At 63.2% G+C, this 12,865-nt stretch carries 9 protein-coding genes; 8 read left to right on the top strand and 1 reads right to left on the bottom strand.

Annotated features, from left to right (window positions below; genetic code table 11):
- The 4 genes from ligD to ASJ79_RS32050 form a co-directional block, all read left to right on the top strand.
- On the top strand, positions 1 to 1,044 hold a 1,044-nt coding region (ligD, locus tag ASJ79_RS07685), incomplete at its 5' end, for a non-homologous end-joining DNA ligase (RefSeq protein ID WP_197420120.1).
- Positions 1,045 to 1,219: 175 nt separating this feature from the next.
- On the top strand, positions 1,220 to 2,302 hold the full coding sequence (locus ASJ79_RS07680) for a tyrosine-type recombinase/integrase (protein ID WP_067954130.1): 1,083 nt from the start codon (positions 1,220 to 1,222) through the stop codon (positions 2,300 to 2,302).
- Positions 2,299 to 2,619: a helix-turn-helix transcriptional regulator gene (locus ASJ79_RS30785; RefSeq protein ID WP_082753712.1), complete on the top strand. Its 321-nt coding sequence runs from the start codon at positions 2,299 to 2,301 to the stop codon at positions 2,617 to 2,619. The genes ASJ79_RS07680 and ASJ79_RS30785 overlap by 4 nt, the downstream gene beginning before the upstream one ends.
- Positions 2,620 to 3,692: 1,073 nt before the next feature.
- Complete coding sequence (locus ASJ79_RS32050; protein WP_156448325.1) at positions 3,693 to 4,829, top strand: hypothetical protein; 1,137 nt, start codon at positions 3,693 to 3,695, stop codon at positions 4,827 to 4,829.
- 63 nt (positions 4,830 to 4,892) lie between these two features.
- Here ASJ79_RS32050 and ASJ79_RS07675 read toward each other — a convergent pair whose 3' ends face one another.
- Positions 4,893 to 7,640, bottom strand: coding sequence for a LuxR family transcriptional regulator (locus ASJ79_RS07675; protein WP_231750768.1), 2,748 nt, complete (start codon positions 7,638 to 7,640; stop codon positions 4,893 to 4,895).
- A 171-nt stretch (positions 7,641 to 7,811) separates the two neighbouring features.
- Between ASJ79_RS07675 and mdlC the strand changes: the two genes are divergently transcribed.
- The 4 genes from mdlC to ASJ79_RS07655 are packed head-to-tail and all read left to right on the top strand — an operon-like array spanning position 7,812 to position 12,607.
- A complete protein-coding gene (mdlC, locus tag ASJ79_RS07670; RefSeq protein WP_067954127.1) occupies positions 7,812 to 9,428 on the top strand; it encodes a benzoylformate decarboxylase in 1,617 nt (538 codons plus the stop codon).
- A 3-nt stretch (positions 9,429 to 9,431) separates the two neighbouring features.
- Positions 9,432 to 9,851 carry a tautomerase family protein gene (locus tag ASJ79_RS07665; RefSeq protein ID WP_067954126.1) on the top strand — a complete coding sequence of 140 codons (420 nt, stop codon included), beginning with the start codon at positions 9,432 to 9,434 and terminating at the stop codon, positions 9,849 to 9,851.
- Between the two features lies 1 nt (position 9,852).
- Positions 9,853 to 11,724 carry an FAD-linked oxidase C-terminal domain-containing protein gene (locus tag ASJ79_RS07660; protein WP_067954125.1) on the top strand — a complete coding sequence of 624 codons (1,872 nt, stop codon included), beginning with the start codon at positions 9,853 to 9,855 and terminating at the stop codon, positions 11,722 to 11,724.
- On the top strand, positions 11,717 to 12,607 hold the full coding sequence (locus ASJ79_RS07655; RefSeq protein ID WP_231750767.1) for an alpha/beta fold hydrolase: 891 nt from the start codon (positions 11,717 to 11,719) through the stop codon (positions 12,605 to 12,607). The genes ASJ79_RS07660 and ASJ79_RS07655 overlap by 8 nt, the downstream gene beginning before the upstream one ends.
- The last annotated feature ends 258 nt before the right edge of the window (positions 12,608 to 12,865 follow it).

The following is a 12,865-nucleotide window of genomic DNA, read 5'->3' as shown; positions in this document are numbered from 1 at the left end:
GGCGGCGAGGTGATCGTCACCCTGCACGGCGAGAAAGTCGAAGGCCGGTACGCGCTGATCCAGACCGACGGCAAGAACTGGCTCGCGCACCGGATGAAGGACCAGGACAAGCCCACCGCGGCGGATCTCGCCCCGATGCTGGCCACCGAAGGCTCGGTGCAGCGACTCACCAAGGCGCAGTGGGCCTTCGAAGGGAAATGGGACGGCTACCGGCTGCTGGTCGACGCGAACCGCGGCACCCTGACACTGCGTTCCCGGCGGGGCCGCGACGTCACCGGCGAGTACCCGCAACTGAAGGCGCTGGCCGCCGACCTCGCCGACCACCACGTGGTCCTCGACGGCGAGGCCGTGGCACTGGACGAGTCGGGCGTGCCCAGCTTCGGCGAGATGCAGAACCGGGCTCGTTCGACGCGGGTCGAGTTCTGGGCGTTCGACATCCTGTACCTCGACGGCCGGTCACTGCTGAGGGCCAAGTACTCCGATCGCCGACGGCTGCTGGAGGCGCTGGCCGAGGGCGGCGGGCTGATCGTGCCCGACCCACTCGACGGTGACGGCCCCGAGGCGCTCGAGACGGCCCGCAAGAAGCGGTGGGAAGGCGTCATCGCGAAGAAACGGGACTCCACCTACCAACCCGGCCGACGGTCGTCGGCGTGGATCAAGGACAAGCTGTGGAACACCCAGGAAGTGGTGATCGGCGGCTGGCGCGAAGGGGCCGGGGGACGCACCAGCGGCATCGGGGCGCTGGTGCTCGGCATCCCCGACGACGAGGGCCTGCACTTCGTCGGCCGCGTCGGCACGGGGTTCACCGAGAAGGAAATGGCATCGTTGAAGAAGACGCTGGCGCCGCTGCACACCGACGAATCACCCTTCGCCACAAGGCTTCCCACCCAGGACGCCAAGGGGGTGACGTTCGTGCGGCCCGAACTGGTCGGCGAGGTGCGCTACAGGGAACGCACCTCCGACAACCGGCTCCGGCAGGCGAGCTGGCGCGGGCTGCGTACCGACAAGACCCCCGACGAGGTCAAATGGGAATTATTGGAGTAGATGCAACATAGTGCAGAACGACAGGACGCGTTAAGCCCTGGTGCGGGTGATCGAGAGCCCGCATGAGGTTTACCGAAATGCGCAGGTCGGCTACACGCCGTGAAATCTAACGCATCAATGATGCATCTGGTACAACAAACGAGTGACAAGCGACCTACCCGGTTCAGCACGCGTGGTGTTGGCGGCGAATGTAGTACCCCTCGATGAGGCGGCGGCTGTGTTCCGAGCGATGCTGGAAGGGTGGGCCCGGCAGCAACGAAGCAGATTCTTCAGCGAGAAGGGGACGATTGCCCCGCGTGTCAGACTGGTCAAGCGGTTCGCGGCGTTTACCGGGTTGTATCCGTGGCAATGGACTGCAGCAGAGGCCGAGGCTTGGATCAGTGACCTCCGGTCGGGTCCGGAGACGGTGAGCATCTCGACGGCTCGCAACTACGCGACCGAAGTGCGACTGTTCTGCGAGTACCTCGTCGACCGCCGCTACGGTTGGGGGCAAGTCTGCGCCGAACGCTTCGGACAACAGCCCGAAGTTGTTTTCCACGAGCACAACACCTCTCCGCACGTCCTTGAGTACGAGGGTGATCCGAGGCGCCGTCCTCTGAGCTATGACGAGGTCCAGTCGCTCTTCGACGCGGCCGACGCACGCGTGGATGAGAAACGCACCCGCGGCCGCAAGGGGGCGACCTCGGCACTTCGCGACTCAGCGATGCTCAAGTTCTGCTACGCCTACGGTCTCCGACGAAGCGAGGTGTCTGGGGTCGATCTAGTGGATCTCCGCAGCAATGCGAAAGCGGCCTCGTATGGCAGTTTCGGCATGCTGGCCGTTCGATGGGGCAAGCCCACGAAAGGCAGTCCGCCCAAGCGCCGGACGGTCCTGACCGTGCCTGAAATGGATTGGATAGTCGAGGTTCTGGATCACTATGTGACCGAGGTGCGGCCGATGCTGGTGCCGAAGGTATTTCCAGCGCTCTGGGTGACAGAGCGGGTCAGTCGGCTCTCCCCGAGGGCAGTGAACGGAGCTTTCGTCATGGCTCGGGACCGAGCGGGTCTGGACAAATCACTCGATCTGCACTGCTTGCGGCACTCCTACGTCACGCATCTGATCGAGTTTGATTACCCGGAGCGATTTGTCCAAGAACAAGTTGGCCACAGTTACGCTTCGACGACTGCGATCTATACCGGCGTGTCCAACGACTACCGCAACCAACTACTCATGCGCTCCCTGAGCGACCGGCTGGGCAAGGACTGGAGTGGGCAGTGAACAAGAAGATGAGCTACAGGTGGCATCTGCGTCGAAAAATGGCGGAAAGCAACCTATTTCATACTTCCGACCTGGTTCCGCTGTTGGCCGAGCGTGGTGTCGTATTGTCTCGCGAACAGGTCTACCGGATGGCCACTCATGCTCCACAGCGGATGAGTATGGATGTTCTGGTAGCACTGTGCGACATCCTTGACTGCACGCCGAACGACTTGATTGAACCGAAGGTTGTCAACCGTCAGGAACGCAAAGCTGCCGGGGAGAAATCAGGCAAACCTACAGTGAGGCGCACAAGCATTCGCCGACCGGAGTCACTGTGACTGCAAATCGACCGCGAGTGCGCCGTGAGTATCCCGACACGATGGTAGACGTCAAGGAGCGTCTGTTCGATCACCTTCGCGGACACATCGGTGCGGCGACAGACGAACACCTCACCGAACTGCTGAAGGGTTCAAACGCATGGAGTCCGCAAGGTGCCCGAGTGCTCGACGAACACCTCAAGACACATCCGAACGCCTTCAATGCCCCGGATACGCACTGTCCACGCGTTCTGGTACGGCTCGCTGCGACGTTGCACGCCGCTGGCTATCAGGTTGTACGGCCGAAATGCGCGAGGTGTGGCGAATCCGGGCTTGAGCTGCCTCGGATCGCCGACGAAGGGCGGTGCTGCGAATGGTGCTTAACCCGAGAACGTTTGACGGTGTGTGCGCGGTGCAGCATGCCAGGCTTTCCAACCGCTAGACGCGCGGAGGGCAGCATCTGCCGCCGCTGTTACAACAAGGAAAAGGAAGAGGACTGCGCTGGGTGCGGCAAGCAACGGCCGCCGAGCACCCGCGACGCTCATGGCCGCGCACTCTGCTGGTCCTGCAATCCTCGACCCGAACGAGTCTGCAGCGGTTGTGGACAGATGGCGCAGGCGAAGGTTGGCAAGCGCGGCGAATACCTCTGTCAGCGTTGCTATCAGCGCCACCAGCATCCGAAGAGGTCGTGCGGCATCTGCGGTGTCGAATCGATCATCGTGATCAGAGGTCGAGGAGAAGGCGAGGATCGCTGCCGTCGCTGCCGCGTCGAGCCCAAGCACCCGTGCTGGCACTGCACTCAGCTTCGCCCCGCAAAAGCAATTTGGCCCGTGGGGCCAGTGTGCCGGCGATGCCACCTACGAGTCATGGCCAATCCGGCACCGTGCGCACAGTGCGGTGTCGATAAGGTGTTAATCGGCCAAACCCCCGCGGGTACCCGAATCTGCGGGCCCTGCGCTGGTGTGCGAGTGGACTACGTATGTGCCGATTGCGGTGAAGCTGGCCTGCAATATTACAGCGGGACTTGTGTTCGATGTTCGGCGCGGAGACAAGCCCGCGAACTGCTTTCCGGGCCGGAAGGTGTTTCTCCAGAGTTGGCGGCGTTCGTGGACACGATCTCTGTTGAAAAGCGCGCTCGATCATCCATCCGTTGGATGTCGCGGCCTGGCACCGCAGCCCAGCTTCGTCACCTCGCCTCACTCGGTCGGCTGCCGACTCACGCCGATCTTGACCAACTGCCACCGTCTGTCTCACTGCATCACTTGCGACACCTGTTGGTCTACTCGGGTGTGCTGCCCGATCGGCTTGAACCGCTCGAACGCATTGAGCCCTGGCTTGATACGTTGCTCGCATCCTTGCCGATACACCATGCCACCGTCATTGGACCGTACGCGCAGTGGAGCGTGCTGCGTAAGGCGCGCAGACGGGCGGTCCGTCGTACATACACCTTCGCCAGCGCCGACCTCGACAAGTTAAAGATCGTCACCGCAGCTGGGTTTCTGGAATGGCTTGATTCGCAACAAGTATCGCTTCAAGATCTCTCGCAGCCGCTTCTGGAAACCTGGCTCGTGAACGCCAACAACGGAAAAGCCGCTGCATTGGTCGGGTTCGTCGCATGGTTCAACACTCAACACGGCGTCGACAAACTCGAGATTCGATACCGTCGCAGGTCCGAACCGACTGAGTTTCCGGACCCACAACAACAGACCGACACCATACGAACTCTGCTCAGCAAGTCGTGTGCCTTGCCCACGGACATTAGGGTCGCCAGCCTGCTGGTGCTCCTGTACGGCGTCACGATCAGCAGCATTTGCAATCTTACGGTTGCTGATCTCGCTGCAGTGAAAGAGAAGACCTTCCTTGTGCTTTCATCGAACCCAGTCCTAGTGCCGCCAGCACTGGCTAGCCTCCTGAACGAACTGGCGGCCAATTCACGCGCATCTAAATCCGCCACACCCCGATACCTGTTCCCGAGTAGTAAGCGTATCGGCTCGCACATTTCAGCAAAGCGGCTGACAAAGAGGATCAACGACGCCGGAGTGCATGTCAGGGTCAACCGCAATGGGGCCTTGTTGACCTTGGCGCAGGATCTGCCGGCTCCGGTACTTGCTGAACTGCTTGGGCTCCACATCAATACCGCGAGTCGCTGGTGCCGGATTGCGCAACGCGACTGGAGCCACTACCTCAGTGCTCGAACTGCAAACAGGACCGATCGGATCCCTCCGACGTGAACGGCCCTGCCCCGTCGGCCCTCTCCTATGGCGTCCAGGCAGACCGTCTTCTACGCCGGTTCGTCACCTCCGATGCTGTCTCAGCTCGCGCCGAGAGGACACTCCGAGTTTGGCGAAGATCTTGCTCATATGCCATTCCACTGTGCGCGGACTGATGAACAGGTGGCTGGCAATCTCGGCGTTGGTGTAGCCGTCGCCGGCTAGCCGAGCAATGTAGCTTTCTTGAGTCGTCAGTGTTGCGGTCGACGTGTCAGGCCGATGTTGTTCGAGGGGCTCGCCTGCGGCCGCGAGTTCGCGGCGGTTGCGTTCGGTGAAGCCGTCGGCACCCATCTGCAAAAACATCTCAAGAGCGGTGCGTAGTTCAGTGCGTGCTTCGGCGCGACGGTTCTCGCGTCGTAGCCATTCGCCGAAAAGCAGATGGGTGCGCGCGGTCAGCACCTTAAGAGGCGAACCATCCAGTTCGCTTATGGCTAAGCGATATTGCTGCTCCGCTGCGGTGCCCACGCTCGTCAACGCCTTTGCGCGTGCTGCATAACCCCGCGCCGTTGCGGTATCGGTTGCTTCGGCTCGATCCATCAACTGTGCAGCTGCCGCTGCAGCGGCGTGCGCCTCGCCTGACCTGGCTGCAGCCTCGACCATCTCGTTGAGCAGATGGCCGTACATTCCGACGTCGTCGTATTCCAAGGCCGTTGCGCACGCGGTAAAGGCCTCGTCGTACTGTGCAAGTCCGTTGTGCAGTACGGCCAAAGCGAACAGAACGACGGTGATTTCGCTGCCTTCGCCGCGTTCGCTCGCCTCCGAGATCGTTGTCTGAGAGAGTTGCCTGGCAAGTTGCTCTTGTCCGCGACATGCGGCGAGGTAGGTTTTGATGGAGTTATGGGGAGGCGCTCCTGTAGCGGCGGAGATCGCGTCGGACTGTTCGAGCAGATCCTGGGCCTGCGCGAAGTCGCCAGCGGTGACGCAAGACCCGGCATAGGTTGTGAGAGCGGCGGGTAGGACGGTCAATTCACCTGCGTTACGAAGTAATTCAAGCTGGCGAGCGTTGAGGTAGTTGTAGGTGTCTTGATCGAACAGGTCGAGAAGGACGCGTAGCGTGATGTCGTGCGACCGAGGATCCGCGGATCCGGCTGCGTCTTCCGCCAGGTACTTACTTATGGCGCCCCCCAACAGTGGTGCGGCGGCGGCGTGACCCTTGGTGAGCCGGACGACAAGTCCGTCGAGAAGAAGGTCAGCGCTAGCCGGCTCGGTCGGAGGTGGAAGCTGTCGCGCTGCGGCAGCAATGGCGGCCGCAGACCCTGCAGGATCCGCGTGAAGTCGGCCAACGATCATCGCGGCTACCAGAGCCTCGAGATAGGCATCACGTGCGAGTGCCGCGTCGATCGGGCGCAGTTTCTCAGCTGCAGTCAGCAGAAGTGGAGGTGCGTCTCGGCCTCGCCGCGCAGCGAAAGCGATCTTGGCCCGCACCAGATCTACTCGTGCACTGAATAGTTCGCTCTCAGTGCCGGGTACGGCCGCTAGTATCCGCGCCGCGGCGGCGGGATCGCCCGCGTCCACTTTGGATAGTGCGGCGGCGAGTGCGCGCTCAGCTCGCCGGACAGGATCGGGTGTGAGCTCGGCGGCATGCGCCAAGAAGGCAGCGGCCGCGGCCGTTCCCCCACGGCGGCTGGCCTGCTCGGCCGACCGTGCGAGGTCCCTGGCGACCGCCTCGTCGGGTCCGTCCGCGGCGTGGGCACGGTGCCAGACGCGGTGCTCCTGCGCTACAGCCCCGGGGATCACTTCAGCCAGAGCAGCGTGGACTTGTCGGCGCTCCGACGAGTCAGCGCCGCCGTAGACCGCTGATCGGACCAAAGGGTGTCTGAATCGCACTCGCGTATCCACGGTCACCAAGCCGCTCTGCTCCGCCGGTATACCGGCGTCCGCGCCGATCCCGAGCCGCCCTGCGGCCGCCCACAACCACGTGGGTTCGCCGGTCGGTTCTGCAGCCGCGATCAGCAGCAGCGTGCGGGTTTGTAACGGGAGTTCGGCCAGCCGCCGACCGTAGGTCTGTTCGATTCGTGTCTCCAGCGGTTTAGCGGATGCCAGTCCGTACCCACCGGCAAGCCGGGCCGGGGGCAGCGCACGACTCAGTTCGAGCAACGCCAGCGGATTCCCGTCCGCCTCGGCGAGAATGTTCTCGCGGACGGAATCGTCGAGTCGAGTCGGCAGAATCGTGGAGAGCAAGGCGCGGGCGTCGGTATCGCAGAGGCCGGCAAGGTGCAGTTCGGGCAAGGCAGAGAGCTCTGGCTGGCCGTGGACGCTGCGGGCCGCGAAGATCATCATCACCGGCTCAGCCGACACGCGTCGCGCGGCGAACACCAGCGCTTGCAGTGAGGCGTGATCAACCCACTGGGCGTCGTCGATGATGCAGATTGTGGGCCGCTCGGCCGCGGCATCGGAGAGCAGCGATAGCACCGCCAAACCCACCAGCAGGCGGTCCGGTGCCGCACCGTCACGGAGTCCGAGTGCCACCCGCAGCGCGTTCTTCTGAGGTTCGGGCAATCGGTCGATATGACCCAGCAATGGGGCACAGAGCTGCTGAATACCGGCGTAGGTGAGCTCCAGTTCTGATTCGGCACCGCTGAGGGTTATGACGCGCACGTCTGCGGCTTGATCACGGACGTCCAGCAGTAACGCGGTCTTGCCGATCCCCGCCTCACCCCGAAGGACCAGCACGGCACTGCCGCCGCCGCGGACTCGGTCAACCAATTCGGTCAGCTTGAGTTGCTCAACGCGCCGCCCCACCAGCGTGTCGCGTCCCATGCCGCCGATCATGCGGTGATCTTGACACGGCATCCCGCCCACGTCATTCGAAGTGCCCGTAGCGCCGCACCGTCCGCATAGTCCCGGGTGTTCATCGACCCGTGGTTTATACGGGGTGAGCATCACTCGCAGTGAGGTGTGATTTGCGCAGCGAGTCCGCAGACATGCCGAAGGGTGCGAAAGATGGCCGAAATGAAGTCTGTCCACGAGGTCACCTATGACCTGCTCCGCACATTGGGGTTGACCACGGTGTTCGGCAATCCGGGCTCCACCGAGCAGACGTTCCTGCAGAATTTCCCGGACGACTTCACCTACATCCTGGGGTTGCAGGAAGCCTCGGTACTGGCGATGGCCGACGGCTTCGCACAGTCCACTGGCACGCCCGCTTTGGTCAATCTTCATACTGCAGCCGGTACCGGCAATGCGATGGGCAGCCTGGTGGCCGCCTACCGCGCGAACACGCCGTTGATCGTCACCGCTGGCCAGCAGACCCGCGAGATGTCTCTGTGTGACCCGTACTTGAACAACCCCGAGGCGACGGTCATGCCGCAGCCGTGGGTCAAGTGGGCCTATGAACCCGCGCGCGCCGAGGATGTGCCTGCGGCGTTCATGCGGGCTTACGCGGTGGCGATGCAACCGCCGGCCGGTCCCGTGTTCCTGTCCATCCCGTTAGACGACTGGAACAAGCCGGCGCTGGGGCCGGCCGTGGTACGGACGGTCAGCCACCGTGTGCAACCGGATGCCCAGCGTTTGCGTGAGTTCGCCGCACGGATCAGCCGGGCGGAGCGACCACTCCTGGTGCTCGGGCCCGAGGTTGATCGCGCCGGCGCCTGGGACGCCGGTGTCGCTTTCGCGGAAAAGCTGCGCGCGCCGGTGCGCGGCGGCCCATTGGCACCAAGGTGCTCGTTTCCGGAGGATCACCCCCTCTACGCGGGCCCACTGCCCCTGACGATCGCCGGTATCAGTCAGGCCGTAAAGGGTTTCGACCTGGTCATCGTGATCGGGGCGCAGGTATTCAGTTATTACCCGTACGTTGCGGGCGACTATCTGCCCGAAGGAACCGGACTGCTGCAGATCACCGTCGATCCCCACCTCGCCGCTGTCGCGCCGGTGGGCGAGAGCCTGGTCGGCGACATGAACGCTGTCCTGGAGCAGCTCCTGGAGTTGGTGGAGGTGCCGGCCGACCGGCACGCCCCGCCGGGATTAAGCCGGGATTTCAGCGGAGAGTTGCCCGTGGCATCCGCGCCGCTGCTGCCCAACGATGTCTATGCGGTGCTGAGCTCGGTCAAACCGGATGACGCAGCGGTCGTCATGGAGTCCACCTCCACCTTGGCGGATCTCATCCAGTGGTGGCCCACCCGGCGCCCGGGCAGCTTCTTCGCCACCGGAAGCGGAGGTATCGGCTGGGGTGTCCCGGCGGCGGTGGGTATTGCGCTCGGTGACCGCGCCCGCGGCGTGAAGCGGACCATTGTCGCTTCGATAGGCGACGGTTCGTTCCAGTACTCCATCCAGGCAATCTGGACCGCGGCGCAGCACAAACTTCCGATCGTGTTCGTGGTCCAGCGCAACGGCGAGTACTGCGTGTTGAAGTCCTTCGCGCTTCTCGAGGAGACCCCTAATGTCCCGGGCCTCGATTTGCCGGGCCTTGACATTGCCGCACTGGCAACCGGTTTCGGCTGCCGGACGGCCAATGTGGGAAGTACGGAAGAACTCGCCCAGGAGTTCAAGGCTGCCCTGGAGGCCGACGGGCCCACCGTACTCGTCGTGCCCACCCAGTCACACCTGCCGGCTCTGGGCTAAGCGATGCCGGTCTACACGTGCACCACGGTGCAGTCAATGCTGAGCGCCGACACCAAAGCCGATCTGGCCGCGGAAGTGACCAGGATCCATTCGATGATCAATCACGTACCCGGCGCATACGTGAACGTCGTGTTCCACGAACTGCCCGCCGACGCCGTTTACACTGACGGGCAACCCGCACAACCGCTGCTGATCAACGGTTGGGTTCGCACTGGACATCCGGAGGCCCAAAGTAGCCAACTGGTCGCCGAAGTCGCCGCAGCCGCATCCCGCGTCACAGGCATCCCCGCCAAGCGGATCCTCGTCGTCATTCAGAACAGCCCGGCACATCTGGCCATCGAAGGTGGACGGGTGCTGCCGGCGCCAGGCGAAGAAGAAGCGTGGTTGCGAGAGACCGCGGTGCAGGGACAGGAAGCGGATTGAAATGTCCACTGACACTGAGCACCTTCTGACTCCGGACAGTGCTGCTGCTATCGGACGATTCGCCGCAGCGGCGGCTGCCCACGGCGACATCACGACCGACGAGCGCGTACTTACCGAACGTGGCCGCGACTATTGGGGTGTCGGAGGAGTAGCGGGTCTGTTGTTACGCCCCCACGGTCGCGACGACATCGCCGCAATCCTGCGCCTGGCCTCCGAGCACGGCGTCGCGCTAGTGCCACGCGGCGGTGCGTCGAACTGCTCAGGCGGGATGATGCCGGCCGCAGGCCGCGTCCTCCTGGATCTGACCGGTCTGAATCGGATTCTCGATATCGACGTCGTGAATCGCCGCGCGCGAGTCGAAGCCGGAGTCGTGAACTCCGACTTGCAGACTGCACTGGCTCCGCACGGGTTGTGTTTCTCACCCGATCCTGTCTCGGCGCACCTGGCCACCGTCGGCGGGAACATCATCGAGAATGCCGGTGGGCCACACGCGCTGAAGTATGGCGTCACCTACAACCACGTCCGGAGCGTCAACGTCGTCCTGCCCGACGGATCGACAGTCACCTTCAGTGCCGATGACGAAGGTCCGGACCTACTGGGTGTCCTCATCGGATCAGAAGGGACGCTCGGAATCATCACCGAGGCAACCGTTGCCCTGCGCCCGATCGCCGATGTCACGCACAGCCTCATGGGTGCGTTCGCCTCGGCGCGAGAGGCTGCCGATACCATCGCCGCGATCATCGCCACCGGCGTGGTGCCGGCTGCCGTGGAGTGGCTCGATCGGGCAGGTATTGCCGGGTTACAACAGTTCTATGACACCGGTTACCCGCTGGACGCCGATTCGATCGTGCTCATCGACGTCGACGGCACCGCAGCGGAGGTGGCGCGAGATCAGGCCATCGTGGAACGGGTGCTGGGTGAGCGAGCGACCGAGGTCCGAGTTGCCGAGGACGCGAAGGACCGCGACGCCCTCTGGTATGGCCGACTCAACGCCGCCAACTCAGTGGTGCAGAGCGGCAAAGGCTTCTTCATCGGTGATGTCACCGTGCCCCGCGACCGGATACCCGAGATGCAAGAAGCCATTCAATCGATCGCCGAACGCCATTCCGACGGGCTCCTGTTCATCGCCGTGTGCGGTCACGCCGGCGACGGCGACCTGCACCCCACGACGTTCTACGATAAGGACAATCCATTGGCGGCGTCCGCTTTGGAGGCGGCGAACAACGAGATCATCGAAGCTGCGTTGGAATTGGGCGGGACCATCACCGGTGAGCATGGTGTAGGCACTGAAAAAATCCCGTTCATGACTAAGCGCTTCACCCCGGTGGAGATCGCCGCCCAGCGCTCGATCAAAAAGGCCTTCGATCCCGCCGGCCTGCTCAACCCCGGCATCATGTTGCCCGAGCGATCCAATGAGGAACCCGACACCAGCGCGTTCGGTGCCGCAGTCCGTGACGCCCTCGCAGGCACTCTTACCCCCGATCTTGGTGCGCCGCTGACCGCCGGTCACAACACGGACATCACGGTCAACCTGGGTAACCTCAGCCTGGTCGTCGGAGCTGACGCCACCATCGAGTCGATCAGACGCTACCTCGACGACCAGGGGGTTGTTTGCGGCGCGATTCCCGCCGCGGGTACGGACCGCACCGTCGGCGAACTTGTGGCCACCGCGACGGGCTCCGAACGGGACCGCATCAGGCACGCCCTGCTCGGGGCCGATGTCGCCGTCATCGACGGACAGCGGCCTGCCCGTTTTGGCGCCGAGACCATGAAGGACGTCGCCGGATACGACACCAAACGGCTCTACATCAGCGCACACGGCGCCTTCGGTGCACTGGCCAGTCTGATCTTCAAGATCGCCGTCAATGCGTGACCGTTCGCGCAACGGAGACCCGCTGAAAGCGCCTGCAATGACTTGGTTTATCGACCTGCTAGCGCACATCAGAGTATTAGCCGGAGTCACGGTTGCCGCCGTTGTGGCTCTGATCGGATGGCCTGCAAACGCAGCAGCGGCACCGCCCCTAAGCGGTGTGCAGCCGACCGTCGTCCTGGTCCACGGGGCGTGGGCCGACACGTCCAGCTGGGATGGCGTGGTTTCTGCACTGCGGCAACGGGGCTACGACGCGCGGGCTATCGCCAACCCGCTGGAGAACCTCACCACCGATTCCGAATACGTGACGGCCTTCCTCAGGACGATCACCGGCCCTATCGTGCTCGTAGGGCATTCCTACGGTGGCTCGGTCGTAACCAATGCCGCTGCGGACAATGCAAACGTCGAGGCGCTGGTCTACGTCGACGCTGCTGCTCCAGCCGTCGGTGAGACCAACGGCTCGTTGAGCGGGTCAGATTCGGTGCTCAAACAGAAGCCCGAAAGCGAATTGTTCGACAAGGTTCCGGATCCGGGTGCCCCACCAGGAGCTGTCGATCTGTATCTCAAGAAGGACGTCTTCCTGAACAACTTCGGCAACGACCTGCCAACCGAGGAAGCGACCAGGCTCTGGGCGACGCAGAGGGCGGCGTCGACGAGTGCCTTCGAAACCCCCTCCAAGTTCGCGGCCTGGGAGACCATTCCCTCGTGGTATTTCATCAGCAGCGGTGACCAGATCATCACCCCAACATCGGAACACGCCATGGCCAGCCGCGCAGGGTCCGACGTCACCGTTTTCGAGGGCGGTTCGCACCTCACTCTCATCTCCCATCCAGATGCGGTGACCGCCGTTATCCAGAAGGCCATCGACTTCGTGTCGCATCCTTGATAACCGAGATACAAGGGGCTTCGACTGACTCGTAGCGAATCAACACTGTCCTACTGGACTTCCACGGACCACTCCCTCAGCCAATTCGCGTCGGAACGGCAACTCTCACAAACAGAGCGTGAGTTCGACGGGGGTCTGTCTGAATAACGGTGGATCTGGTCTTGGTCTGACACGCCGGGCGTGAGCTTGGCGGGAAGGACTGACGATGTCAGAAACACTCGACTCCATGGCGACCGATGTGGATCAACGCCAGCTCGC

The sequence above is a fragment of the Mycobacterium sp. NAZ190054 genome (genome assembly GCF_001545925.1).
GTDB lineage: Bacteria > Actinomycetota > Actinomycetes > Mycobacteriales > Mycobacteriaceae > Mycobacterium.
This window is presented reverse-complemented; position numbering and strand designations above follow the sequence as displayed.